Genomic DNA, 26,286 nt, shown 5'->3' on the forward strand with positions numbered 1-26,286 from the left:
AAACCAGTCCAACTTTCGGGGGCTAGTTCAATCCCCCCTGCACAGTCCCCGCACAGTGCGGCTTCACTTGCTCGCATAGCCCCACGCAACGTTTGTGACGGGAGTGGCAAAAGTGAAATGTGTCCTGCGTTATAATCAGGCCATGTCTGCGCCGCTCTATGCCGATGCCGATCGGTGGATGGATCGTGACGACTCGCCCGCCGGCGGTCGCACGGTCCGCGGCCTCATTGCCCCAGCCATGGCGCTGCCCAAGCGCTTCCTCAACTTCATCTCCACCACGCCCGGGATCCTGACGATCATTTCCTTCCTGCTCGTCGCCGCGATCCTCGCCGCCGGTGGCGCGATGGCGCTGAGCTCCACCTGGCGGCAGAACGACCTCAACACCCTAGTCAGCCGCACCGAACCGCTCTCCAACGCGGCCCAGGAACTCTTCAACTCCCTCTCCGTCGCGGACTCCGCCGCCACCACGGAGTTCCTCGAAACCAAGGAACAGAGCTCCACCCAGTCGCAGAGCTACGACCGGCACATCGCCAACGCCAGCCAGGAGATCATCAAGGCCTCCGCCGGAATCGACAACGTCGACTCCCGTGAGATGGAGCTCGTCCTCCAGCTGCAGACGGATCTGCCCCGCTACGTCGAGCTCGTCTCCGAAGCGAGCGCGAACGACCGCTTCCGCAACCCCGTCGGTGCGTCCTACCTGACCCAGGCCTCCCACCTGATGCAGCGGACCATGCTGCCCGCCGCCGAGGAGCTGTACACCATCACCTCCACGCAGGTCAGCGAGCAGCAACGCCACGTGATCTCGCCGATGTGGTTCCCGCTCTCCGGGCTCATCGCCGCGGTCGTGCTGCTGACCATCGCGCAGCTGTGGCTCTCGGCCAACACCAACCGCGTATTCAACATCGGCTACCTGATCGCCACGATGCTCATGGTCATCGCCCTGCTCGTAGCGTCCATCAGCGCGGGCTGGACCTGGAAGGCCGGAACCAACTGGATCCAGTCCTCCATGGGCCCGCTCGAAACACTCACCCAGCAGCGCATCGCCGCCCAGCAGGCCCGCACCGGCGAAGCGCTGGGCCTGGTGCAGCGCAGCTACGGCGACGACAACCAGGAGGAATTCTCCAGGACCATCGCCCGGATCGACAACGAGCTCGAGTCCATCCGCGACTCCGTAGTCTCCCCACACCGCATCGTCCTGGCCCTCGAGCACCTCCAGAAATGGGACGCCGCCCACGCCGTCATGGTCTACGAACTGCAGCACGGCAACTTCAAGGCCGCCTCCGCCGCCGCCCTGGGCTCCCCATCCGACGACGACCAGCAGGCCGTCGTCGCGAACTCCAACCGCTCCCCCAAGGACGTCCAACTCGACCTACGCACCAGCTACACGCTCTTCGACGAGGAGCTGCAGGAGCTGATCAGCGAGTCCCGCGAGCAGCTGCGCGACGTGCTCACCGCAGGGCAGTCGGCCGCACAGCGGACCGCGACGATCGTCGCCATCATGACCGCCGTCGCCGCGATCGCCACGCTCGCCGGCACCAGGCCGAGGGTGAGGGAGTACCTGTGATGATCAACACCAACCGCCGCAACGCCCGCGCAGGCCGCTCCCGCCTGCGCCGGAGCACCGCCGCACTCCTCGGCACCACGACCCTGCTCACCGGCTGTGCCACCACTCCGACCAGCCCGTCCTGGCCGATCGTGGCCCGCGAGCCCGACGCCGACCTGCCCGCGCAGGCGCGCATCTACGACACCGCAGACCTCGAGCCCGTCCACACCGAATACGCGGAACCCCTCGGCTCCCTGGCCCCCACCGCAGCCAGTGTGAAGGAGAACGTGCCGAATATCTCCAAGCGCGGCCGCCTCATCGTGGGCGTGGCGCAGTCCCTCTACCGGCTGGGATACCGGGACCCGGAGAGCTCCGACCTGATCGGCTTCGAGGTCGATCTCGCCCGCGAGATCGCCCGCGATATCTTCGGCGACCCCGACAAGGTGGAATTCCGCTACGTGGAATCCCGCCACCGCGAGGACGCCCTCCGCACCGGCGACGTGGACCTCGTGCTGCGCACCATGACCACCACGCGGGAACGCCAGAAGGCGCTGGAGTTCTCCATCCCCTACCTGCACATCGAGGAGCGCCTACTAACGCAGAAGGGCTCCGGCATCGAATCTGTCGCCGACCTCAAAAACAAGACCGTCTGCGCCTCCCAGGACTTCCCGCCCGGCATGGTGGCCCACCACCTCCACCCCAAGCGCATCCTGCAGACCCGCACGTGGACCGATTGCCTCATGGCCATGCAGCAGGGGCAGGTGGACGCCATCTACTCCGACGACGCGATCCTCTCCGGGCTCGCCGCCCAGGACCCGGACACCCATCTCATCGGAGCATCCCTGGGCGAGGGCTACTACGGCGTGGCCATGGCACCATCCGGCAAGGTCGTGGGGCCCGGCGCGGAGTCCCTCGACGAGGACGACGAGCACGTGAGCTGGCAGAGCGAGGGGCTCACCCGGCAGGTCAACCGCACCCTCGAGCGGCTGCGGGACACCGGGGAGCTGAACCGGATGTATAAGCACTGGCTCGAGCAGTACCTGGGGCCCGCGCGAGAGCTGCCCGCCCGCTACCGCACGCCAGAGGAATCCGCTGCGTTGAAGAAGGAACGCGAGGAATACAACAGGGAGCAGATTCCGGGCATCGAGGAAGAGAAGGGAGGCGAGTAGAAGATGAGCGAGAAGGACGCAGCAGAGCCGAAGGTCCCGGAGCAGGACCGCAACGTGGACCCGGATGCCGGGCCACCAACCGAGGCCGTGGACCGCACCGAACCGGACGCAGCGACCGGGCCTGACGTCGTCACCGGCGGCACCGCGGAGCACCCGGAACCGGACGTGACCACCGGCCCGGCGACCGAACCCGGCGCCGCGAGGAAGGACGAGGGCGACGGCGACGGTGGCACCGAGGCCGTCGTCTTCGACCCCTTCGCCGACGACGATGACGAGGAAGAATTCGACCTCGCGGACCTCGGCGACCTCTCCGACCTCATCGAACCCGGCAGCACCGCCCAAGGGCGCAGCCAGGCTGACGTCCCCACCTCCGCCACCGAGGTCGGCAGCAGTACCAGCGGAGCGACCACCGACCCCGTCAAAGTCGACTCCGGGGAACGCTCCCGCCGGGAGGCGCTCTCCACCTTCCGCGAGCTGCGTGGCGCGGCGCGCGAGGGCAAGAACGTCGCCGACGGCATGGTCCACCTGCCGTTCATCACACCCACCGTCCCCGAAGAAGCGATCATTGACCCCAGCGCGGCCATCGCGAAGGGCATCGACCCTCCCACGCTGAAGGCCGGGGACCTCATCGCAGGACAATACGAAATCCTGGGCCCCATCGCCCACGGCGGCCTGGGATGGATCTACATCGCGACCGACCACAACGTCGCGAACCGCTACGTCGTCCTCAAGGGCCTGATGGCGACCGAGAACGAGCACGAACGCGCCGTCGCCGACTCCGAACGCGCCTTCCTCGCGGACATCACCCACCCCGGCATCGTGAAGATTTTCAACTTCATCGACGATCCTCGCTCCCCCGGCGGATTCATCGTCATGGAGTTCGTGGGCGGGCCGTCTCTGCGCGAACGGCGCCGCGAATCCCCCGACAACACGCTGCCGGTAGACATCGCCATCGGCTACATGCTGGAGGTTCTGCCCGCCCTGGACTACCTGCACTCCCGCGGGGTGGTCTACAACGACCTCAAGCCCGACAACATCATCATCACCGAGGACCAGGTCAAGCTCATCGACCTCGGCGCGGTCAGCGGCATCGGGGCGTACGGGCACATCTTCGGCACCAAGGGCTTCCAGGCGCCCGAGATCGCCAGCACCGGGCCGACCGTGGCCAGCGATATTTACACGGTGGGGCGGACGTTGGCCTCGCTGGTCGTGAACCTGCCCATCACCGATGGCGCCTACGATCCCGAGCTGCCCACCCCGGAGGAGGAACCGCTGTTCCAGCGGTATATGTCCCTCTACCGGCTGCTGCTGCGGGCCACCGACCCGGACCCGAATAAGCGCTTCAGCTCCGCGGTCACGCTCGCGAACCAGATGGTCGGCGTGCTGCGCGAGGTGCTGGCGATCCGGGATCGGGTGCAGCACGCGCACCTGGACACCCGCTTCACCGCGCAGCGCTCCACCTACGGCACGAAGCACATGCTTTTCCGCACCGACCAGCTCATCGACGGCATCCCGCGGTCCGTGGAGATCGCTGCCTCGGAGGTCATCGCGGCACTCCCACTGCCGCTGACCGAACCGAGCGATCCCGGCGCGTCGCTGCTCTCCGCTGCGCGCTACACGGAGCCCGGGGAAGTGCTGGACACGCTGGAGTCCGCGGCCAAGCAGCCCCAGATGTCCAGCTCCGTGGAGATCCCGCTGACGATGGTGCGGGCGCGGCTGGACATGGGGCAGGCCCAGGAGGCGCAGGACAAGCTCGACGAGGTGCAGGACTGGCTGGGCGGAGACTGGCGCTTCCGGTGGCTCTCCGGTGTCGCAGCACTCCTGCGCAGCGACTTCGTGACCGCGCAGTACCACTTCAACGAGGTGCTGCACCTGCTGCCCGGCGAGCCGGCGCCGAAGTTGGCGCTCGCGGCGACGAACGAGCTGCTTATGCAGCAGCAGGGGGTCAACACCACCAAGCTGCTGGACGACGAGACCGCCCAGCTGGGTGCGATGCTCTCCTATGCCTACCGCACGCCGATCACCGAGGATGTGAAGGTGCCGCCGGCGCGGCACTTGTCTCAGGAGCCCGCCACACTGCGGATGCAGACGATGCGACTGTACGGGCTGGTGTGGGCCACGAACCCCACGACCGTGTCTTCCGCCTTTGGTCTTGCGCGGCAGCTGACCGCTGAAGGGCTGGTGGACGCCGCGGTCGGCGTGCTGGACCGGGTGCCGCTGGCCTCGCGCCACCACCGGTTGGCGCGGCTGACCAGCATTCTCATGCTGATCAGCGACCGGAGTAGGCTCTCGGAGTCCCGGATCCGGCGCGCGGCGCGGCGGTTGGAGATCATGCCGACGAACGAGCCGCGGATGCAGCAGGTCCGCCTCGCGGTGATGCTGGCAGGGCTGAACTGGATTTACATCAATAAGAAGAAGGGCAACGACGTGAGCAGCGAAAGCCCGCTCTTCGACGTGCCATTCACGGAGCGAGGGCTGCGGCTGGGGCTGGAGCAGGGGCTGCGGATGCTGGCGCGGCAGGCACAGTTTGATCTGCACCGCTTCCGCCTGGTGGATATGGCGAATATGATCCGCCCGCGCACCTGGTTCTGATGCGCTTAGCGCGCTCCCACCGAGGCGCTCGCCTAGGATCAGACCCATGATGATCCGCTCGGCACGCCGCGCCACCGGTCGCGGCCTCGCACGCGGTGCCACCCGTCGCGCGCCGCATCGCACCACGCGCCGCACGTCGCGCTTCGTGGCCGCGCTCGCCGCTGCACTCGCGGGGATGCTCGCGCTCGCCGCTTGCTCCTCGGAGAACGCTTCGAACGGGCCCCTGCGTGTCTTCGCCGCGGCCTCGCTGAGCGTTGCCGGCGATGACCTGCTGGAGCTCTACGCCGCCGAGCACGACGGCCAGCAGATTGAATGGAACTTCGCTGGCTCCTCCGCCCTCGTCCGCCAGATCGAGCAGGGCTCCCCGGCCGATGCGTTCATCTCCGCTGACGAGAAGAACATGGACAAGGCCCTGAAGCTGCCGGAGTTCAGCAACGTCACGGACCGCGAGGAGCCGCGCATCGTCGCCACCAACCAGCTCGTCCTGGCCGTCGCAGAAAACCCCAAGACCCAGATCAACTCTCTCGAGGACCTAGCCAAGGGCGCGCGCGTCGCCATCTGCGCCCCGGAGGTCCCGTGCGGCACCCTCGCCCACGAGGCGCTGAAGAAGGCCGGCACCCCAATCGAGCTGCAGAACCCCTCCGAAGAGGCCAACGTCTCGAACGTCGCCACCAAGGTCGCCACCGGCCAGGTGGACGCGGGCTTTATCTACGCCTCCGACGCCGCCGCCATCCAGCGCCAGGGCAAGAAGATCACCACCCTGCCGGCCGAGCACGTTTCCCCGAATAAGTACCCCGCTGCCAGCACGGATGCCGGGGCGAATCACTCCGCCACCGAGTTCGTCCGCTGGCTCGCCTCCCCAGAAGCCCAGCGCATCCTCGCTGAGCACGGCTTCGGCCCTGGAGAGTCCGAAGAGTGAGCACACGCGCCTTCCCCCTCTGGACACTCGCGCTAGCAGTCCCGGCCTTCGCGCTGATCGCGGGCCCGATGCTGGGGCTGCTGCTCAACATTCCGTGGCCGAAGGCGCTGCAGCTCGTCACCGCCCCTGAGGTGCTGACCTCGCTGGGGCTCTCGCTGTCCACCGCCGCGATCGCCACCGCGCTCTCCGGGCTATTCGGTGTCCCTCTGGCGCTGTGGCTCGCTCGCCTCCAGCGCCGCCGCCCGGGGTTGTCGCAGCTCATCCAGCTCGCTGTTTACGCCCCGCTGGTGCTCTCCCCCGTGGTCAGCGGCCTGGCACTCGTGTTTTTCTGGGGACGTCCCGGCCTGCTTGGCCCCTTGCTGGATCGCGCGGGCTGGTCGGTCGCCTACACGACGTTGGGAGTCGTGGTGGTGCAGGTTTTCGTCGCCCTCCCCTTCGTCGTCGCGACCGCGGTAACGGCGCTGCGCTCGGTTCCGGATTCCGTTCAGGACGCCGCCGCCGTGGACGGCGCGAGCAGGTCCGAGGCGCTGCGGTTGATCATTCTGCCGATCGCGTGGCCGGGGATTGCAGTGGGATTGGTGTTGGCCTTCGCCCGCTCGCTGGGCGAGTACGGGGCTACGTTGACCTTTGCCGGTAATGTCGCCGGCCGGACCCGCACCCTGCCGCTGCTCATCGAGTTGGGCTTGAGCTCCAACGATATGGACTGCGCGCTGGGGGCCTGCCTGGTGTTGCTGGCGGTGTACGTCCTGGTCGTAGGCGGTATCGCTGGGCTGCGCCTGGTGCAGCCCAGCCGCCGTGGCTAAGGCGTGTCTGCCGCGAAAGTTAAGCTGTCTAGCGAAAGCTAATTCTTGCCCCAAGGAGTGTGGAGAATATGTCCGACCCGCAGCCGCAGCTGACGCATGTGCGCGGTGATGGCTCCGCCCACATGGTGGACGTCACCGCCAAGTCCGAGACCACCCGCACCGCGACGGCGGAGGGCTTCCTGCGGACGCGGGAGGACGTCCTCGCCATGATCTTCCAGGACGGCGACGGCGACCAGGCCGGACTGCCGAAGGGAGATGCGCTGCCTGTGGCGCGAGTCGCCGGGATCATGGGTGCGAAGAAGACCCCGGAGATTATTCCGCTGTGCCACCCACTCCCGCTGGGCAAGATCACCATTGACTTCGAGAAAGTCACCGATCCCGCCCCTGCCGTGCGGATTCTCGCAACGGTGAAGACCCGCGGTGTCACCGGTGTCGAGATGGAGGCGCTCACCGCCGTGAGCAGCGCGGCTCTGACGGTGTACGACATGATCAAGGCCGTGGATAAGCACGCCGAGATCACGGGCCTGCGGGTGCTGGCGAAGGCCGGCGGCAAGTCCGGGGATTGGAGCGTTAATGACTAGCACGGAATCGGCGCAGGAACTCCGGGCGAGGAACGCCGGCCGCACGGGGCTGGTGATCGTCGCGTCCACCCGGGCGGCCGCCGGCGAGTACGAGGACCGCTCCGGCATCATCGCTGTGGAGTGGCTGCGGGAACGGGGCATCGACACCCCGGATGCGCTGATCGTCGCCGACGCGGACGTCCCCGCAGTCATCGATCAGCTCTTCACCGGCGACGGGAGCACGGGAGTTGCGGGTGCCGGTGCCGGTAACCTCCCGGAGCTCGACGCACTACCCGACGTGGTGCTCACTTCCGGGGGCACCGGGATCTCCCCCAGTGACGTCACCGTGGATGCGGTGGAGCGCGTGCTCACTCGCCCACTGCCGGGCATCGCCGCTGAGTTCTTCCGGGTCGGAGGGGCCAAGGTGCCGACGGCGATCCTCTCCCGCTGCGTCGCCGGGATCGTCGACCGCCCCAAACCGGCCTTCGTGATGACGCTGCCCGGGTCCCGCGGCGGGGTGCGTGATGGGCTGGAGGTGCTGGACGGGGTGCTCGAGCACCTGCTGGACCAGCTCGCGGGTGGCGGCGACCACGAGGCCAAGGCTGCACAAGCCCCGACGGCAGAAGCTTCACCACCTGCGCCCACGCACGTTCCTGAGTCAAGCGCTGCCGAGCAGAACCACACGCTGCACGGGAGCGGCTGCTGCCACAGACCAGCCGTCCCCGATCCGCCGCACGTCGCGGAACAGACGGGCGTCGTCGTCCACACTCGGATCACCGAGGAGCCGCTGGAATCGCTGCTCAGCTCGGCGAAGGACGTCACCGCCACCCCAGCGATGGGCGCAGTCAGCACCTTCGAGGGTGTGGTGCGCGACCACGATGGTGGCGAGCTCGTCGACACCCTGACCTATAGCTGCCACCCCAGCGCGGCGCACGTGCTGCGGGAAGTGGTGGAAGAGGTCGTGGCCACCCACCCCGACGTCCGCGCCTGGGTGGCTCACCGCACCGGACCGCTGGAGATCGGTGACCTGGCGTTCCTCGTGATCGTCGCCGCTGCGCACCGCGGCCCAGCCTTCGCCGCCACCGCGGAGCTGGCCGACCAGGTTAAGGCGCGGGTGCCGATCTGGAAGGAGCAAAAACTCCGCAGCGGGGCCACCACCTGGGTCGGGCTCGATAGCTAAAGCCCCGCAGCAGGGGCTGCGGGGCTGCAGGGCTGTGAGATGTGGGCGGGTCCCACCCTCGGGTTCCGGCGAGCCCCGCCTCGCTTGCCTCTCCTCTCCCCTTTTTCCGCTCCCGCGCGCCCTCCACCCCCACCGTTTTGCAGAGTTTAAGGTCGCAAAAGCCACAAAAACCGACATCAAACTCTGCAAAACGCATATGAGAGTCGACCAAAAGCGGATAAGGGAGAGCGAATCATGAAAGGCCAAGACCACACCCCTCAGCCGTGCCACCCCCCGCCCTGCGACACTTCATTCTGCGTTTGATTCCACGTCATCTCGGCGTCCTAACCTCTCGGATTGTCCAACAAAGCAGCGCAACAATCGGAGATGAATAACCCCTTGCCATCCGACAATCCCACCCCAAACCGCAAGGTCAGCCGCCGTTCCCTGCTGGGCGGCGGCTCCATCCTCGCCGCCACCGCAGCCGCCACCGGGTTCGTGACGAACGCCCAGGCCCAGTCCTCGCACAGCTCATTCTTCGGCTCCAGCAACGGCTCCTCCAACCCAGGCGGAGCCAACCCCGACGCTGGCGTCCACGGCAAGCTCCCACTGCGCTTCCAGCCCAACGGCCGCTTCAAGATCGTCCAGTTCAACGACACTCAGGACGACCACCTCACCGACCGCCGCACCATCGAATTCATGGGCAAAGTCCTCGACCAGGAGAAGCCGAACTTCGCGCTCATCAACGGCGACGTCATCACTTCCGGTCCGAAGAACCCCCGCCAGGTCTACGAAGCCATCAACAACGTGGTCCTGCCGATGGAGTCCCGCTCCATCCCGTGGGCGATCACCTTCGGCAATCATGATGAAGACTCTGTCGAGGACGCCAACACCGGCGTGTATGAGCGCCACATGGCCGAGTTCGTTCGCCAATACAAGCACAACCTGAACCCGGTGGCGCCCGACCGCCCCTTCGGCCACTCCGATGCCCAACTGTTGATCGCGTCTGCCAAGAATCCGGCACAGGCCAGGTTCGCGATTTGGCTGCTCGATTCGGGCAACTACCTGCCCGAGGCCGACCCCGTGCAAGACAACGACGACGTTCCCAGCTACGACTACATCCGCCCAGCTCAGGTGGAATGGTACGTCGGCAAGTCCATCGAGGCCGAGAAGCGCTATGGAGCGAAGATCCCCGGCCTCATGTACTTCCACATCCCCACCTACGAGCACCGCGACATGTGGTTCGGAGGCCCGGCCAAGCACCTCGCGGCTAGCCACGCCAAGGCCAAGTCCACCTTCAACATCGAGGGTGTGAAGAACGAGGACGTGTACTACGGCTCCTTCAACTCCGGGATCTACGGCGCAGCGCGCGACCGGGGTGATGTCCTGGGCATTTACTGCGGCCACGACCACATCAATAGCTATAAAGGCGACTACTTCGGCGTGGAACTCGGCTACTGCCCGGGCACTGGTTTCGCCCCTTATGGCCTGATGGACGGCACGTGGCAGCAGCACACTCTCCGCGGTGCGCGTGTGTTCGAGCTCAATGAGAACTCGGAGAAGATCTACGAGTCCACCCGGCTGCTCTTCGCCAAGGACATGGGCGTGGACATGCAGCCGAAGAAGCAGCCCATCGCGAAACCAGCCGCGCTGCCGAGCTACGTGAAGTTCCCGCGCTAGCCGCGCGGTGCTACTCCACAGCGGGGCCACCACCTGGGTCGGCCTGGATAGCTAGAGCCCCGCGCACCCTCCCCTCCCCCGTTTTGCAGAGTTTAAGGTCGCAAAACACCCAAAAAGCAGCACTAAACTCTGCAAAACAAAGGAAGAAGCTGGTGGCCCGCAAGCCACCAGCTACCCCCTCACTGCTCGGCGAGTCCTACTGCTCGGCCAGCTCCATCGCGTACTGCGCGATAGCCAGCTCCTCGTTCGTCGGAACCACGAAGACCTTGATCTTCGAGTCATCCGTGGAGATCACACGCGGACCCTCCACGCCCTCCTTGTTGAGGTTGCGATCCTCGTCGATCTTGATGCCGAAGCCCTCCAGATCAGCCATCGCATCCTTACGCACGAACGCAGCGTTCTCGCCGACACCAGCGGTGAAGGTGATCGCATCCGTGTGGCCCAGGATCAGCATGTAAGAGCCGATGAAGCGACGCAGCTGGTGGATGTAGATGTCGTAGGCCAGGCTGGCGTCGTGATCGCCTTGATCCATCAGCTCCTTGATCTCGCGGAAGTCGTTGACACCCGCGATGCCCTTCAGACCGGAGTTCCGGTTGAAGAGGTTATCGATCTCGTCGACCTTCATGCTGCCGGCGCGTGCCAGGTGGAAGATCACACTCGGGTCGATGTCACCGGTACGGGTACCCATGACCAGACCAGCCAGCGGGGTCAGGCCCATGGAGGTGTCGATCGCCTCGCCGCCGCGGATCGCCGCGGCAGAGGCACCGTTGCCCAGGTGCAGGGTAATCTGGTTGACCTTCTCCGGCTCGCGGCCCATGATCTTCGGCACCGCGCGGGAGACGAACTCGTGGCTGGTGCCGTGGAAGCCGTAGCGGCGGATGTTGTACTTGTCCGCGACCTCCTTGTTGAGGCCGTAGTGCGCCGCGTGCTCCGGCAGGGTGGAGAAGAACGCCGTATCGAAGACCGCGACGTGCGGCACGTGGCCCAGCAGGGCGCGGGCGTTCTTGATGCCGTCGATGTTCGCTGGGTTGTGCAGTGGCGCCAGCGGGACGAGCTTCTCGATCTCAGCGACCATCTTGTCGTCGATCAGCACGGGCTCGGAGAAGGTCGCACCACCGTGCACGACACGGTGACCAACCGCGATGAGGTTCAGGTCCTGCGGGCCGCAGCCCAGCAGGGACATCATGCCGAACGCACGCTCCAGGCCCACCGAGTGGGACAGGATCGGGCGGGAGTCCTCCATCTTCGTGGTGGCCGTGGCGATCTTAATGTGGCCCTTCGGCTCACCGATCTTCTCGACGATACCGGTGATGAACGGCTCTTCGTGCGCATCTGCGCTCGGGTCCAAGACCTGGAACTTGATGGAGGAGGAACCGGAGTTCAGAACCAGGACGAATTCGATCTCGCCTGCTGCTGGATCGTGCTCGGAGGGTGCCATGATGATTGTCCTTTCGGGGGGCAGTGGTGAGGGGTGAGTGGTGGTTTTATAGTCGGGTGCTTAGCCGGCCTGGATCGCGGTGATCGCCACGGTGTTGACGATGTCCGGGACGGTCGCGCCACGGGACAGGTCGTTGACTGGCTTGTTCAGGCCCTGCAGAATCGGGCCGACCGCCAACGCGTTCGCCGTGCGCTGCACCGCCTTGTAGGTGATGTTCCCACTGTTCAGGTCGGGGAAGATGAAGACGTTGGCCTTGCCTGCCACGTCCGATTCCGGCATCTTCTTCTTACCGACGGAAGCGACGGCAGCCGCGTCGAACTGCAGTGGTCCGTCCAGCTGCAGGTCCGGGTTGTCTGCCTTCGCCTTCTCGACAGCGGCGGCGACGGCCTCGACGTCCTCGCCCGCACCGGAGGTTCCGGTGGAGTAGGACAGCATCGCGACCTTCGGGTCGATGCCGAACTGGGCGGCCGTCTTCGCGGACACCGCAGCGATCTCGGCGAGCTGCTCGGAGGTCGGGTTCGGGTTAACCGCGCAGTCGCCGAAGGCCCACAGGTAGCCGTCCATGACCATGAGGAAGATGGAGCTGACCACGGACGCACCCGGGGCGGTCTTGATGATCTGGAAGCTCGGGCGGATGGTGTGCGCGGTGGTGTGCGCCGCGCCGGAGACCAGCCCGTCGGCCAGGCCCTTGTGAACCATCATCGTGGCGTAGTAGGAGATGTCCTTCATGGTCTCCCGCGCCTCGTCGATGGTCACGCCCTTGGCCTTGCGCAGCTCCGCGAAGTCCTGGGCGAACTCCTCGAGCTGGGTACCGCTATTCGGGTCCGTCAGCGTCGCACCGGAGAGGTCCAGCTGCAGCTCGCGGGCACGGTGCGCGATCGCGCTCGGGTCGCCCAGGATGGTCAGGCGGCAGACATTCTGCTCGAGCAGCTGGTGGGCCGCCTGCAGGATGCGGTCGTCGTCGCCCTCCGGCAGGACGATGTGCGCGTTCTTCTCACGGGCCTGGATGATGAGGTTGCGCTCGAAGAGCTCCGGGCCGACGATCGGCTCGCGAGTCTCGGACTTGTGGACGCTGCCCAGCTCGACGTAGCTGATGGCCTCGCCCTCGCATTCCAGCGCGGAGGAGGTGCTGGCTGGCCCCTCCAACATGGCGATGCCCGCCGGGACACGACCGATGCGGACGAGCTGGCCGAGCGACTGCTGCACGGAGATGCGGTCGGCGTCGGAACCTGCGACGAGGATGTGAGAGGCGCCCAGCGCGCCGGCAAGGCGGGCGTCGAAGGAGACGGACCCCGTACCAACGAGGACGTCGGCGCTGGTGGTGCTGCCGAATTCCAGAGCCTGAGGGAAGTCCGGGTGGGACGGACGGATGTGTTCAAAAAGGTCGGCGCTGCTGCCGCCACCGGCGTTAGCTGCCTCGATGATCTTGGGGCGCTGCGCTGCTGCGCTAGCCAGGGGGCTCACGACTGCTGTGACGGTCACCTAGTTCATCCTCCAGGGCTTCGTAGCGGTTAGCCGACCACAGTTCTCTTATGTCAGTGGTGGGCTCGCAGCCCGCCACTATTACTGTGATCGGCTTCACTTTCTAGGTGAAACCATAACGTAACGCGCGTCACAACGCACGCCCGCTTCGCGACCCTCTACACCCCTTTCCTACCCCTATCTATCTCCATGATTGAGCCTTCAGGGGGTCGAAAACGGCAGCACCCCCGAGTGCGCTAGCGCCGTTCCCCTGCGTGCACCCGGCTATAGCGCTGGTCGGCGTAACGATCCGCATCCGGATCCACGCCCTGCTTGCCTGCCGTCATCTCAGCGGAGCCTTCTGCGTCCGCCTGGGCAGTCGGCGTTGCGCCAGCGCCCTCGATGTCCGTCTCAGCGGAGCCCTTGGCAACCGACTTAGCGCGTGCCCCGGCCTTGCCTCGCCACAGCCCCCAGAGCACGATGACGGCGAGGACGGCCAGGCCGATCTCCACCGCGCGCAGGCTCACCGTTCCCCCGGCGACCAGGCGGGAAGAGTTCAGCAGCACGAGCAGGAGCCCCACCAGACCACCGAGGACGGTGGGGTTGGCGCGACTGACCGCCCAGGCCGCGATCGGCGCGGCGATCACACCGCCGACCAGCAGGCCGGCCACTGGCTGCCACAGGGACAGGAACTGCGGGCCCAGCCCGAAGATGAACCCCGCGGAGGCCGCAATAGAAACCAGGAACTCCGCGGCGTTGACCGTCCCAATCACCTTCCGCGGCTGAGTCTTAGCGACCGTCAGCAGCGTGGAGGTGGTCATGGGCCCCCATCCGCCGCCACCGCTGGCGTCCAGGAAGCCACTGGTGATGCCAAGAACCCCCAGGCCGATGCGAGAGCGAGGTGCCCGGCGCGCGGTGTCCCGCTGCTTTTCCTCCTTCGTCTTCGACGCCTGCTTGGCGCTGGAGAGGAAGAGCGAGCGGAAAAGCAGCCACAATCCGAGCAGCAGTAGGAAGCTCGTCACCACGGGTTCCGCAGCGGCGGTGGAGATCTTGGAGAGCACCGTCGCCCCCAGGAAGGCGCCGATCGCGCCCGGCACGCCGAGGGCAAAAACGGCCGGCCAGTGCACATTGCCGAGCTTCCAGTGGGCCGCACCGGAGCAGGCGGTCGTGCCCACCTCGGCGAGGTGGACGGCAGCGCTGGCCGCGGCGGGGCCGATACCGGTGATCAGCAGCACCGTCGTGGCGGTGACTCCGAAGGCCATGCCCAGGGCTCCATCGACGAGCTGTGCAGCCAGACCAGCGATGGCGAAAAGCAGGATCTTCCTCATGCCGGCACCCTCTCCGCAGTCCAGTGGCTCGCAGTGACACCATCAGCCACGCCGGTCAGGGACGCCACCCGTGCGGTCACCAGCGGGGCGATCGCGGTGCCGAGTGGGCCCGCAGCGATCGCGCCCGGCACATCGACCCCCTTATCCAGCAGCAGGCCCGGGGCGAAGAACAGCGGCAGCACCGCGGTGGGTGCGGCCTGCGCCCCAGCGCGCTGGTCCAGCTCCTCGCGGTGCTGGGCCACGCTAATTCCTCCGCCGGTGGCGAAGATCGCCCGGGCGGGAATCCCCAGCAAGCGGCCGACCTCGGCGGCCAAATCCTCGACCGCCTCGTTGGCACCCGGCACAGAGGATCCGACGGCGTACACCACCGCGTCTCCCACCGAAGCGGCCACCGCGCGGTGGCCGTGAGCCTTTCGCCACTGCCCCACGAGGAGCTCAGCCACATCAGCACCCAAGCCAATCGGCTCGGTGGCACGCAGGGCCACCCCGTGGTTCCGCTCCGCCTCCGCAATGGCCGCGGGGACGTCCTTGCGCAGGTGGAAGGCGCTGGTGAACAGCAAGGGCATGACAACAGCCCGACGATGACCAGCGGCTCGCAGCTCGCCGACCACGGCGTCCAAGGTGAACTCGGAGAAGTCCAGGAAAGCTGCACGCGCACCGACCTCACGGGCAATCGCGTGCACGACCTCCTCGGCACCGCGGCGTCGCGAGCCGTGAGCCAGCACGATCACCGGCTCCGGCTGGGCGAAAGACTCGGCACACATCAGCTGCTCACCAAGCCCGCGGTCAATGTATCCCCGGTCGAGGGATTGATCAGCAGGAAGGAGCCCGTCTGACCGCCCCGGACATAGGCCTCCACTGGCAGCGGGTCGGCCACCGCCACGCGGATACGGGCGACGTCGTTCTGCTCCAGGGCGGTGGCCGGCTCCCCGGCCTCCCCCGCCTCCGCAGCCGCGCCATCGGCGATGCTCAGCTGCTCGTCGATGCCCAGCACGCGGGCGCGGACCTCTGCCGGACCGTAGCGCAGCAGCAGGTTAGAACCGACGCGCACCGGCGCGTCCGCCAGGTGGAAGGCCAGCGCAGAGAACTGGGTAACCGGCTCGGGCAGGGTCTCGTCGGAAAGGATGGAGCCGCGGGAGATGTCCAGCTCATCCTCCAGGCGGAGGGTAACGGACTGCCCGGCGGTGGCGCGCTGCTGCGGGCCGTCCGGGGTATCGATGCCAGCGACGCGGGAGCTGCGGAAACCAGCATGAACCGCGTCCCCGACCGCGACCTCGCCGGAGGTGATGCGACCGGCGTAGCCCCGGTAGTCGGTGGCGTGGTCCCGAATGACGAACTGCACCGGGAAGCGGAACTCCTCGGCGGCCACGGCGGCGGGACGGGCGTCCTCGAGGATCGTCAGCACGGATTCGCCCTCGTACCACGGGGTGTTCTCGGACTTGGAGACGACGTTATCGCCCACCAGCGCGCTGATCGGGACGATGTCCACGACCGGCAGCTTCTCCTCGCCGAAGGCGCCGCGCAGCTCGTCGACGAGCTCGCGCACCTGGCCCGCGGTGGTTTCGAAGGCCTCCTGGGAGTAGTCCACCGCGTCGATCTTGTTCACGGCGACGACGACCTGCGGGATGTCCAGCAGGGCGGCGACGGTGAGGTGGCGGCGGGTCTGCTCGATCACGCCGTTACGGACGTCGACGAGGATGACCACCAGGTCGGAGGTGGACATGCCGGTGACGGTGTTGCGGGTGTACTGAACGTGGCCCGGGGTGTCCGCGAGGATGAAGCTGCGGCGGTCGGAGGCGAAGTAGCGGTAGGCCACGTCGATGGTGATGCCCTGTTCGCGCTCGGCGCGCAGGCCGTCGACCAGCAGCGAGAGGTCGGGGTTCTGCAGGCCACGGGCGGCGGAGACACGCTCCACGGACTCCAACTGATCGGCCAGGATGGACTTGGTGTCGTGCAGCAAGCGGCCCACGAAGGTGGACTTGCCGTCGTCGACGGAGCCGGCGGTGCACAGGCGCAGGGTCGGAGCTTCCTCGTAGGACGTCGCCGTGGTTGCGCTCACCTTTTCGGCCCCGGTGGTCGTGGTGGATTCGGTGAGGGTGGTCGGGGCGGTCATCAGAAGTAGCCTTCCTTCTTGCGGTCTTCCATGGCGGATTCAGAGAGCTTGTCGTCGGCGCGGGTCGCGCCGCGCTCGGTGGTGGTGGAGGTGAGGATTTCCTCGATCACCTCTTGCGGGGTGGTGGCGTCGGAAAGCACCGCGCCGGTGCAGGACATGTCGCCCACGGTGCGGTAGCGGACCGTCTTGGTGACCGTCTCCTCGCCCTCGCGGGGGCCACCCCACTCGCCGGCGGAGAGCCACATGCCGCCACGGTTGAAGACCTCCCGCTGGTGGGAGTAGTAGATCGGTGGCAGCTCGAGCTTGCGGTCGCGGATGTAGTGCCACACGTCTGCCTCAGTCCAGTTGGAGATCGGGAAGACGCGCATGTTCTCGCCAGCCTGCAGCTTGCCGTTGTACAGGCCCCACAGCTCGGGGCGCTGACGGCGGGGGTTCCAGCCACCGAAGCCGTCGCGGATGGAGAACACGCGCTCCTTGGCACGTGCCTTCTCCTCGTCACGGCGAGCGCCGCCGAGGACGGCGTCGTAACCGCGCTGCTGGATGGTCTCGACGAGGGGGACGGTCTGCAGCGGGTTGCGGGAACCGTCCGGGCGCTCCTGCAGCGCGCCGCTATCGATCCAGTCCTGGACGTGCGCGACGTGCAGGTTGATGCGCGGATCGGCAGCGATGCGGTCGCGGAACTCGAGAACCTCCGGGAAGTTGTGGCCGGTGTCCACGTGCAGCAGCTCGAAGGGAACCGGCGCGGGGTGGAAGGCCCGCTTGGCTAGCTCCAGGACGACGACGGAGTCCTTGCCTCCGGAGAAAAGCAGTGCCGGTCGGTCGAACTGGCCGGCGACCTCCCGCAGGATGTGGAGGGATTCGGCCTCCAGCTCCGCGAGGTGCGGGCTGGAGAGCTCGGTGTTCTGTTGTGCGTTGGTCTCTTCTGCGTTGATAGTCGTGGTGCTCATACGTGTAGTCCGCATTCTGTTTTGTTGGTTCCTGCCCAGCGCCCGGAGCGGGGGTCCTCCCCCTCGGCGACGGGCAGGGTGCAGGTGGCGCAGCCGATGGACGGGTAGCCCTGCTTAGTCAGTGGGTTGATGATGAGGTCGTTGTCTTCGATGAAGCGCTGGACGTCGTCGTCGGTCCATGCCGCGATCGGGTTGAGCTTCAGCCGACCGGTGCGGTCCACCTCGATGACGGGGGTGTTCGCACGCAGCGGGGAGTCGACGCGGCGGACGCCGGAGACCCAGGCCTCGAAGGGGTCGAGCATCCTCGCGAGGGGCTCGACCTTGCGCATTCGGCAACAAGCCGTGGGGTTGCGCTGGTACAGGTTCGGCCCGTACACGTCGTCCTGCTCCGCGCGGCTCAGGGTCGGGGTGATGCGGCGCAGCGGAAGGTTGTAACGCTCCTCGACGGCGGCGGCGGTGTCGAGGGTTTCCGGGAAGTGGTACCCGGTGTCGAGGAAGACGAGCTCGGCATCGGCCTGCTGGCCATCAAATGCCCGCTGGGCCAGCTCGGCGAGGATCGTGTCCTGCATGCTGAGGGTGATGGCCACGGGCCCGTCCAGCTGCTCGGCTGCCCAGGAGAGTATCTCTGCGGCGCTGGCGTTTTCCAGCTTGTCCTTCCAGGTGGCGACCAGCTCTTCGTGGTAGCTGCGACGGTCGTCGGGGATCGGGGTGGTTGTGGTCTGGGCAGGCTGCCCATCTGGCTGGGCGGGGCTGACCTCGGGGGCACGCCAGTTGTCGTTGTGGGTGTTGAGGCTCAACAGGGGCTGAGGCTGTTGAGTGATGCCTGCCTGGGAATTGCGCTCCGGCACTGCGGCTCCTCGTTGCGTTCTTGTCGTCGTGTTTGTCGTCGTTTGTTCTGCCGTGTGGTGAGCCCGGCTTCCCCTCGGAGGAGTAGAAAGCCAGACAGACCGCTCGGTCTAGGATTAGGGCACATACTAGGCGGGAATTGTGACACATGCAATAGAAGCGCAAAAGCCCGCCCGAGAAAAGAGCGACCACCTGCACTTTTACTTAGACCGCCTGGTCTACTTCCCAGCCCTAAACGACGAAAATATAGCCCCAATAACGAAGTAATCCCCCGTCCGATAGCATCAACCTCACAAATACCCCCCTCACCACCGAAGAAATCACATGACCGGATTGCCTTTGATGGGCGTCTTCGTTCTCGCGATCGTGGCGCTCATCCTGATGATCTCCAAGCTGCGTATCCACCCATTCCTGTCGCTGCTTTTCGTCTCCCTCGTCTTCGGACTCATCGGAGGCGTGCCACTGCTCGATGCGAAGGACGCCGATGGTGAAGTCATCACCACCGGCATCACCAGCCTCATCGGCGAAGGATTCTCCAGCACCTTCAAGTCCTTCGGCCTCGTCATCATCTTCGGCACGCTGATCGGTTACGTCCTGGAGAAAACCGGCGCCGCCTTCCAGCTCGCCGACGCACTCGTGCGCCTCATCGGCAAGAGGCACCCAGTGCTGGCCATTCAGCTGATGGGCTGGATCGTGTGTATCCCGGTGTTCTCCGATTCCGGGTTCGTCATCCTCAACCCGGTGCGCCGAGCCCTCGCGCAGCGCACCGGCGCCTCCCCCGTAGCGATGGCCATCGCCCTCTCGGCGGGACTTTTCACCTCCCACGTCTTCATCCCACCAACCCCCGGCCCCATTGCCTCGGCCTCCAACCTCGGCCTGGAGGATAACCTCCTGCTCGTCATCGGCCTGGGCATGCTCGTGTCCATCCCGGTGCTGATCGTCTCCTACTTCTTCTCCGTGTACATCGGCAAGAAGATCACCACGCCGGAGTCTGAGGTCATCCCAGATCAGGACGTCGAAGCCGCCTACGAGGAGCTGCGTAACTCCTACACCCGACTGCCGAGCACCCTGACCTCGGTGCTCCCGATCATCGCCCCGATCATCCTCATGGCCGGTGGCTCGATCGCAAACATGTTCAAGTGGACCGAGGGGCTCGGACGCCTCATCGTCTTCCTGGGCAACCCAATGCTCGCCCTCGCGATCGGCTTCCTGCTCGCCGTGATCCTGCTGGCTGAAACCCACATGATGGACCGCTTCCACCAGTTCACCGAGGAGGGCCTGCGCATCGTCGGCCCGATCATCTTCATCACCGCAGCCGGTGGCGTGCTGGGCAAAGTCATCGCCGAGACGGATGTCGTCGACTTCATCTCCAACAACGCCACCGAACTGGCAGGCCTCGGCCTGTTCTTCCCGTTCCTCGTCGCCGCCCTCTTCAAGACGGCACAGGGTTCGGCGACGGTTGCCATGGTCACGACCTCCGGCATCGTCGCCCCGCTCCTGCCCGTTCTTGGCCTGGAGACCCCACTGCAGGTCGGCCTCGCCGTCATGGCGATCTCCGCCGGCTCCCTGACCGTGTCCCACGCGAATGACTCGCACTTCTGGGTCGTCACGAACTTCTCCAAGATGACCCCTCAGCAGGCCTACCGCTCGCAGACCGTGGTGACTGGCCTCATGGGCGTCACCGCAATGCTCTTCGTGTGGGTATTGAGCCTGTTTATCGTCTAGCACCACGAAAGTTTCCCTAAGCCGAGGCCCTTCGGGGCTTCGGCTTCGTGCTTTCCACACCATGCCCAACGAAGGATTTACACTCGAAGCCATGAAATTTGCCGTCATGCCGGACTCGTTCAAGGGAGCGCTCAGCGCCGGCGAGGCCACCGCCGCCATCACCCGCGGGCTCCTGCGGGCGATACCCGACGCCCAGATCAGCACCATCCCCATGGCCGACGGCGGGGAGGGCACCGTCGAGGCCATGCTCGCGGCCCACCAGGGTGAGCACGGCGACGCCGGAGAAAGCACCAATGACTTCCCGCGCCGCGTGAGTTGCAAGGTCTCCGGCCCCCACGGCCCCACCGCCCCACCCGTGGTGGCGACCTACGCCCTGCTGGACGAAGCCACCGCCGTCATCGAGATGGCAGCCGCCGCAGGACTGCCGCTCATGGGCGAGAACCGCGACGTCGAGAACTCGACCACCTACGGTGTCGGCGAGCTGATCCGCGACGCCGTCGACAACGGTGCGACGCGCATCCTCATCGGAGCGGGTGGTTCCGCCACCAACGACCTGGGCTGCGGGGCGGTCGCCGCGCTCGGCGCCGTGTTCCGCGACGCGTCCGGCGAGGAGGTCCTCCCCACCGGGGCCACGCTGGCTGATGTCCATTCTCTCGACCTTTCCGGCATTCCGGACGCCATCACCGCGGCCTCGATCACGGTTCTCGCTGATATCGATAACCCGATCCTCGGCCCCCGTGGCTGCGCAGCCATCTTCGCCCCGCAGAAGGGTGCGGACGCCGAGTGCGTGGCCCGGCTGGAAAGCGGCGCGGAACACCTGACGAAGGTTCTCGCCCGGAGCTGCGGGACATCGATCGCGGACCTGCCCGGCGCGGGTGCAGCCGGTGGCTTCGCCGGCGGGCTCGTAGCAACCCTGGGAGCGAAGATTCGCCCCGGCATCGACGCACTCTTGGACGCCGTGGGTTTCGACTCCCTCGCCGCGGGGGTGGATGCCGTCATCACCGCAGAGGGCCAGATCGATGGCCAATCGCTCTCCGGGAAAGTGCCGGTGGGCATCGCCCGGCGCGCGGGCGGCATCCCGGTATTCGTGCTGGCAGGATCCGTCGGCGCGACGGAGAACAACAGCGGCGCGGCGAGTGACATGCAGCCGCTCTACGACGCCGGGATCACCGCGGTCTTCACCATCGGCCAGCGCCCGGAGCCGCTCCATGCCGCGATCGCTGGCACGGCCGGCAACCTCGAATCCACGGCCGAGAACCTGGCCCGCACGCTGGCCGCCCACACAGCATGAACCGCAGACCCATGAAGCACGCCAAAAACCTCACCCGCATCGCGCGCAACTCCGTCAGCAGCCTAGCCGCGGAGGTCCGCTCGCGGATCAAGGAGAAGAAGGCCCGCCTCGCCCCGAAGCCCGGAGCACCACGCCCGGTCAGGCCGGGAATCCGCGACCTCGATGCCACCGGCGTCCTCACCGTCCAGGACCACGGCACGGACATCCCCCTGCACTGGTACGAGGTCGGCCCCAGCGGCGACTCTGCCGCGGAGACGGGCGACGCGGAACCGCTGACGATCGTCTTCATCCACGGCTTCACCCTCGGCGCGGACTCCTGGTACCGCCAGTTCCGCGGGCTACGTAAGGAGCTGCCGGGCGTGCGTCTCCTCACCCTTGACCTGCGCGGTCACGGCAAGACCGGCGCGGTGCCACCCTCGTCGTGTTCGACGGACACGGCGGCGCAGGACGTCCTGGCCGTCGTCGCCGAACGCGCACCGGCCGGAAAGCTGATCCTCGTCGGCCACTCCCTCGGCGGGCAGATCGCATTCGCCGCGCTACGGCGCGCACCGGAGGACGTGCGGCAGCGTATCGCGGGGTTCGTGCTGGTATCCACAGCCATCGACCGCTTCGCCGCGAACGGTATCCCGGAGCTGCTGAATCTGCGCAGTGTCGGCTGGCTGGCCGGGCTGCTGAAGGCCTCGCCGAAGCGGGTTCGCAAGCTGCGCGACAAGATCGCCGGCCTGATCGCCCCGGCGCTCGCGATCGCGGTGTTCTCCCGACCCACGAACCGCCAGGTCATCGACCTGCACGCCTACATGATCAACGAAACGCCACTGGACACGTACCTAGGCTTCCTCGATGACCTGCGCGGGCACGATGAATACGACGCCGTCCCGTATCTTTCCGGTCTGCCCGGGATCGTCCTCGTCGGGGACAACGACGACGTCACCTCACGCGAACAGGCTGAAAAGATCGTTGCTGCGTGGCCGGGCGCGGAGCTGATCGAGGTCGCCAACGCGGGCCACATGCTCCCCTTGGAGGCTCCGAAGGAGGTCAACGCGGCGATCGCGCGACTGGCAGAGAGGGTCGCGGGAGGTACGACGCACCCCCAACAGCGCTGAGACATCGTTACTGAAGCATGAGCTGACGTGTACACCCCACACCACGGTCCAGAACGCCAGAGTCCCCGGCCAAAGGACCGGGGACTCACGAGGCACAAGTGCTAGAGCTGGAGCCAGCAAAAGCGAATGCCACTGTCTACTGTGGCGCTGACACCAACTGCGCGTCGAGCTGACGGTTTTTCAGGTCCTTGCGCAGGATCTTTCCGGTGGCAGATTTTGGAACAGCGTCCACAACCTCCACGATGCGAACCTTCTTATCCGGCGCCACCCGCTCCGCAACCCACGCCTTCAGCTCCTCCGGGTCAATCTCTGCCGGAACGCCAGCGGAATTCTGCTGCGGGACAACAAAAGCTCGAGGAATCTCTTCGCCATCCCCCTCGCGCACGTAGCCGACCACCGCGGCGTCAGAAATGTCATCCCGGGTCAGGAGCAGCGCCTCCAGCTCTGCCGGAGGCACCTGGTAGCCCTTGTATTTGATCAATTCCTTCGCGCGATCAACGACGTAGCAATTACCTTCCGAATCCACGGCGACCATGTCGCCGGTGCGCAACCAACCATCCGGCAGCAGAGTCCGGGCCGTGGCCTCCTCGTTGTTGAGATAGCCCTTCATCACCTGCGGACCGCGGACCCACATTTCACCAACCGCCGATCGTTCGCCCGACTGTGTGGGCGCGGGAATCTCCGGCAGATCATCCTTGGAGATATCAACGATCTTGATCTCGGTATTTGGCAACGGAGCGCCAACGGACTCTAGAGGCGTCACGTTAACCAAAGAGTTATGGGTAACCGGGGAGGTTTCAGTCATCCCAAAGCCCTGGTAGATATCCACGCTGAGCCGCTGCTGCACCGCGATGGCAAGCTCCCGGTCGAGGGGTGCAGCTCCGGACTGGATAGCGCGCAGAGAGCTCAGGTCATAGGATTCCACCGCCGGGTGCTTCGCGAGTAGAACAGCGATCGGCGGCGCGATGAAGGTGCAGTCAATGTTGAATCGCTCGTGTGCTGACAAGAAGGATTCCAACTCGAACTTCGGCAGCGTGACCATTGTGCAGCCCTGAAACAGAGCCGCCCCAAGCAGGCAGTTCATACCGTAAATGTGGAAGAAGGGAAGGACGCCGCAGACCACCGAGCCGGTTTTCATGCCATTGTGCTGCATGGACGGGGACACCTGGAAGAGATTGGCGACCAGGTTCTGGTGACTCAGCTTCACACCCTTCGGAATCCCTGTGGTTCCCGAAGAAAACGGCAACACAGCAATATCCTCGTCCGCGTTGATTTCAACCTCAGGCGCAGTGTGATTTTCAGCGAGAAGCGCCTTGAGCCCAGCCTCGGCATCGGTGAGGTTAATAACCCCTTCAGCCGGAATCCCCTTCGCCTGCGCAGCTTCCATGCCTGCGGTGCCCAGCAGATCTGTGGTGAGCAGCATCTTTGCATCCGCCGCCCGCAACTGCTTTTCAGCATCCTCAGCAGTCGCCAAGGAGCCTAGCGTCGTCACCGTGGCCCCGGATCGAAGAATGCCGAAGTAGGAGATGACAAACGCGGCATGGTTGGGGCAGTGCAGCGCAACCACGTCCCCCTTCCCGACCCCGCGAGCGGCGAGAGCGCCTGCCATGCGCTCGTAACTCGCCTTCAATTCTTGAAATGTCATCTCATCGCCGGTCAAACCGTCGATGAGCGCAGTTTTGTTTGCCAGCCCGCCCGACAGGTCGCCGAAGATGGCGTCATAAAGAGGAATCTGTGGGATTGTGACGTCTGGATAAGGGCTTGGGATGGGCATAGCGGTAATCCTTTCGGCGTATCAACGAACCGCGGAGCGTGACCCATAGTGGAAATCTGAAACGTGATTCAGGTCACAAGCGCGAGGTTAGCAGAAGCCCTTTCCCTGGCAAATGTTTTTCTCGAAAAACAACCACGCGGGCGGCTACCCATCGCCGGTCGCCCCATCAGCGACCCCGTCCGGACTATCGCAAGTGAAGCAAGCGCTCCGCTCCGTCGAAAAGGTGCGAGTGCTCGTTGTAGCTCACGAGACGCACCGGAGTAAGCCCATCCACGCCTCGGCCCGCTCCATCGAACGGCGCCACCTCCAGCTGGCGAGCACCTCCAACCCACCCATCAGCATTAGCTCCCGACCTCTCTGGGAGAACCCTAAGCACAGTCAAAGACGCGGTGTAGGTACGCCCAATTAGGTGACGGAAATTGGAACCAAAGAGCGAAGACACAATCACACTAATCGGGCCACCGCTCGTCGCCACGACCACATCCCTCCCTTGAGCAAGATCTACTACAGCCGCGAACGCACCGAGCACCTCCCTGCGGAAATCTTGAAACTCCGGAGCCTCCACCCAACGATCCAGCGCCCGATCCAACACAACCCCCAGCAGGCGATGCCCCTCGACGAGCAGCTCCCCATCCCCGCCGTCTGCCGCCTGCCGATAAACCTCCGCCAAGCGGTCACGCTCTTCCGGATGCTCGTCAAGATAGGGCATCACGACAGAATCGGAGTTGAACTCGCACCACCCCTCCATGACGGCTGGATCAATGTCGAGCGACTCGGCGAGCGGAGCCAAGGTGTCGCGCTGGCGACGCAAGGGTCCCGATACAAGAGCTGCACCCCCTTTGAGCCTTCGCTGCAGCTCCGCAGCCACGAGCCGCGCTTGCCGATGCCCAACGCGGGTGAGGCGATCGTATTGCTCCTCCATTCCCCGCTGCCATTGCCCCCGCCCTGCAGCAGCAGAATCCGCCTGGCCATGCCGGAGCAGGTAGATCGTTCCTGTCATGCGAAAATTCAACTTTCTGAGATATCGGGCATTCTAAGGTGCCTTAGGATCAAGTCTATGGCCACACATCCACCCCAGGAGCAACTCCAGAAAACTGAGAAGCTATCGCCCAGAGCCGCCGCCCGGCGCGAGGAAATCCTCACCGCTGCCCGGAAAGTTTTTGTCCGCGATGGTTATACCGCGACAAAGCTCCTCGATGTTGCTAAAGAGGCCGGATGCGCAGCGGGAACGCTGTATACCTACTTCGAGAACCGCGAAGATCTCTTCACAGCCGTCCTGCAACAAGTTGAACATGAGATGCGCAGCGCCAGCGGAAGAATAGCCAGCGATGACCCCCGCGAACTCATCAGCGCCGCCAATCGCGCCTATGTCGAAAGCTACGCCGACAATGCCCCGGAACTCGCGCTGATGGAGCAGGTTTCGCAAACCCATCCCGAAATGCACAAACTGCGCACGTCGCGGGCGCGGGGATTCACCTCCCGGAACCAACGGCTCATCAAGTCATTGCAGGACGATGGCACTCTCGCCAGCGACCGGGACGCCGAAATGCTCGCCCTCAGCTTGTCCATCATGGTCTCGCGACTGTGCTACTCAGTGTTCGTTGAAAACATGATCCCCGATGCCGGCGAGGCAGACGGTGCCGCCACGGCCGAGGAACATAAAGCGCGCACTATTGAGCGCATCGTCAGCACCGTCAACGACATCTGGTTTCGCACACTAGGCCTCTAGGTCACCAAAAAAGGGCCAGGCCCCAACCATCGCAGGTCGCCTCCAACTCCCCCGAAAAGGTAGCCAGGACTGAAATCCCCGAAACGATTGAATCGTGATTCAACTC

General features: G+C 65.6%; 21 protein-coding genes. 12 read left to right on the forward strand and 9 right to left on the reverse strand.

Annotation, left to right across the window (positions count from 1 at the left end; all coding sequences use genetic code 11):
- The first annotated feature begins 142 nt into the window (after positions 1 to 142).
- The 8 genes from HMPREF3097_RS01165 to HMPREF3097_RS01200 all read left to right on the forward strand — a co-directional run bounded on the left by HMPREF3097_RS01165 (position 143) and on the right by HMPREF3097_RS01200 (position 10,425).
- A complete protein-coding gene (locus tag HMPREF3097_RS01165; RefSeq protein ID WP_246821163.1) occupies positions 143 to 1,564 on the forward strand; it encodes a hypothetical protein in 1,422 nt (473 codons plus the stop codon).
- Positions 1,564 to 2,712, forward strand: a complete 1,149-nt coding sequence (locus HMPREF3097_RS01170) for a transporter substrate-binding domain-containing protein (protein WP_070760267.1) — start codon at positions 1,564 to 1,566, stop codon at positions 2,710 to 2,712. The genes HMPREF3097_RS01165 and HMPREF3097_RS01170 overlap by 1 nt, the downstream gene beginning before the upstream one ends.
- 3 nt (positions 2,713 to 2,715) lie before the next feature.
- Positions 2,716 to 5,304 (forward strand): serine/threonine protein kinase, encoded by a 2,589-nt coding sequence (locus HMPREF3097_RS01175; protein ID WP_070760269.1) that lies wholly within the window; start codon positions 2,716 to 2,718, stop codon positions 5,302 to 5,304.
- 46 nt (positions 5,305 to 5,350) lie between these two features.
- A complete protein-coding gene (modA, locus tag HMPREF3097_RS01180; RefSeq protein WP_083317916.1) occupies positions 5,351 to 6,223 on the forward strand; it encodes a molybdate ABC transporter substrate-binding protein in 873 nt (290 codons plus the stop codon).
- Positions 6,220 to 7,026 carry an ABC transporter permease gene (locus tag HMPREF3097_RS01185; protein ID WP_070760271.1) on the forward strand — a complete coding sequence of 269 codons (807 nt, stop codon included), beginning with the start codon at positions 6,220 to 6,222 and terminating at the stop codon, positions 7,024 to 7,026. The genes modA and HMPREF3097_RS01185 overlap by 4 nt, the downstream gene beginning before the upstream one ends.
- 68 nt (positions 7,027 to 7,094) lie before the next feature.
- Positions 7,095 to 7,607 carry a cyclic pyranopterin monophosphate synthase MoaC gene (gene moaC, locus HMPREF3097_RS01190; protein ID WP_015381930.1) on the forward strand — a complete coding sequence of 171 codons (513 nt, stop codon included), beginning with the start codon at positions 7,095 to 7,097 and terminating at the stop codon, positions 7,605 to 7,607.
- The gene (locus HMPREF3097_RS10050) at positions 7,600 to 8,766 is read left to right on the forward strand and encodes a molybdenum cofactor biosynthesis protein MoaE (RefSeq protein WP_012360971.1); all 1,167 of its coding nucleotides are present in this window, start codon (positions 7,600 to 7,602) and stop codon (positions 8,764 to 8,766) included. The genes moaC and HMPREF3097_RS10050 overlap by 8 nt, the downstream gene beginning before the upstream one ends.
- A gap of 366 nt (positions 8,767 to 9,132) precedes the next feature.
- Positions 9,133 to 10,425: a metallophosphoesterase family protein gene (locus HMPREF3097_RS01200; RefSeq protein WP_246821164.1), complete on the forward strand. Its 1,293-nt coding sequence runs from the start codon at positions 9,133 to 9,135 to the stop codon at positions 10,423 to 10,425.
- Between the two features lie 196 nt (positions 10,426 to 10,621).
- Here the strand turns inward: HMPREF3097_RS01200 and HMPREF3097_RS01205 are convergent, their stop codons facing one another.
- The 7 genes from HMPREF3097_RS01205 to HMPREF3097_RS01235 form a co-directional block, all read right to left on the reverse strand.
- Positions 10,622 to 11,863 carry an acetate kinase gene (locus tag HMPREF3097_RS01205; protein WP_070760273.1) on the reverse strand — a complete coding sequence of 414 codons (1,242 nt, stop codon included), beginning with the start codon at positions 11,861 to 11,863 and terminating at the stop codon, positions 10,622 to 10,624.
- A gap of 60 nt (positions 11,864 to 11,923) precedes the next feature.
- A complete protein-coding gene (gene pta / locus HMPREF3097_RS01210) occupies positions 11,924 to 13,285 on the reverse strand; it encodes a phosphate acetyltransferase (protein WP_371260061.1) in 1,362 nt (453 codons plus the stop codon).
- Between the two features lie 296 nt (positions 13,286 to 13,581).
- Positions 13,582 to 14,652 (reverse strand): sulfite exporter TauE/SafE family protein, encoded by a 1,071-nt coding sequence (locus tag HMPREF3097_RS01215; protein ID WP_070760277.1) that lies wholly within the window; start codon positions 14,650 to 14,652, stop codon positions 13,582 to 13,584.
- Positions 14,649 to 15,416: a sirohydrochlorin chelatase gene (locus HMPREF3097_RS01220; RefSeq protein WP_070760279.1), complete on the reverse strand. Its 768-nt coding sequence runs from the start codon at positions 15,414 to 15,416 to the stop codon at positions 14,649 to 14,651. The genes HMPREF3097_RS01215 and HMPREF3097_RS01220 overlap by 4 nt, the downstream gene beginning before the upstream one ends.
- Entirely contained in the window at positions 15,416 to 16,765 is a 1,350-nt protein-coding gene (locus tag HMPREF3097_RS01225) for a sulfate adenylyltransferase subunit 1 (protein ID WP_070760281.1), read from the reverse strand. Before HMPREF3097_RS01225 ends, HMPREF3097_RS01220 begins: the two co-directional genes overlap by 1 nt.
- Positions 16,765 to 17,712, reverse strand: coding sequence for a sulfate adenylyltransferase subunit CysD (gene cysD, locus HMPREF3097_RS01230; RefSeq protein WP_210398501.1), 948 nt, complete (start codon positions 17,710 to 17,712; stop codon positions 16,765 to 16,767). The genes HMPREF3097_RS01225 and cysD overlap by 1 nt, the downstream gene beginning before the upstream one ends.
- Complete coding sequence (locus HMPREF3097_RS01235) at positions 17,709 to 18,560, reverse strand: phosphoadenylyl-sulfate reductase (protein ID WP_210398502.1); 852 nt, start codon at positions 18,558 to 18,560, stop codon at positions 17,709 to 17,711. The genes cysD and HMPREF3097_RS01235 overlap by 4 nt, the downstream gene beginning before the upstream one ends.
- A 322-nt stretch (positions 18,561 to 18,882) precedes the next feature.
- Between HMPREF3097_RS01235 and HMPREF3097_RS01240 the strand changes: the two genes are divergently transcribed.
- The 3 genes from HMPREF3097_RS01240 to HMPREF3097_RS01250 all read left to right on the forward strand — a co-directional run bounded on the left by HMPREF3097_RS01240 (position 18,883) and on the right by HMPREF3097_RS01250 (position 22,677).
- Entirely contained in the window at positions 18,883 to 20,283 is a 1,401-nt protein-coding gene (locus HMPREF3097_RS01240; protein WP_070760283.1) for a GntP family permease, read from the forward strand.
- Positions 20,284 to 20,374: 91 nt separating this feature from the next.
- Positions 20,375 to 21,574: a glycerate kinase family protein gene (locus HMPREF3097_RS01245; RefSeq protein ID WP_070760285.1), complete on the forward strand. Its 1,200-nt coding sequence runs from the start codon at positions 20,375 to 20,377 to the stop codon at positions 21,572 to 21,574.
- A gap of 11 nt (positions 21,575 to 21,585) precedes the next feature.
- Positions 21,586 to 22,677, forward strand: coding sequence for an alpha/beta fold hydrolase (locus HMPREF3097_RS01250; protein ID WP_083317917.1), 1,092 nt, complete (start codon positions 21,586 to 21,588; stop codon positions 22,675 to 22,677).
- Between the two features lie 136 nt (positions 22,678 to 22,813).
- Here HMPREF3097_RS01250 and HMPREF3097_RS01255 read toward each other — a convergent pair whose 3' ends face one another.
- A complete protein-coding gene (locus tag HMPREF3097_RS01255; protein ID WP_070760287.1) occupies positions 22,814 to 24,451 on the reverse strand; it encodes an AMP-binding protein in 1,638 nt (545 codons plus the stop codon).
- A 184-nt stretch (positions 24,452 to 24,635) separates the two neighbouring features.
- Positions 24,636 to 25,451, reverse strand: a complete 816-nt coding sequence (locus tag HMPREF3097_RS01260) for a histidine phosphatase family protein (protein ID WP_070760289.1) — start codon at positions 25,449 to 25,451, stop codon at positions 24,636 to 24,638.
- A gap of 57 nt (positions 25,452 to 25,508) precedes the next feature.
- Between HMPREF3097_RS01260 and HMPREF3097_RS01265 the strand changes: the two genes are divergently transcribed.
- The gene (locus HMPREF3097_RS01265) at positions 25,509 to 26,180 is read left to right on the forward strand and encodes a TetR/AcrR family transcriptional regulator (RefSeq protein WP_070760291.1); all 672 of its coding nucleotides are present in this window, start codon (positions 25,509 to 25,511) and stop codon (positions 26,178 to 26,180) included.
- Positions 26,181 to 26,286 lie beyond the last annotated feature (106 nt).

The organism is Corynebacterium sp. HMSC27B11, assembly GCF_001815985.1.
Classification (GTDB): domain Bacteria; phylum Actinomycetota; class Actinomycetes; order Mycobacteriales; family Mycobacteriaceae; genus Corynebacterium.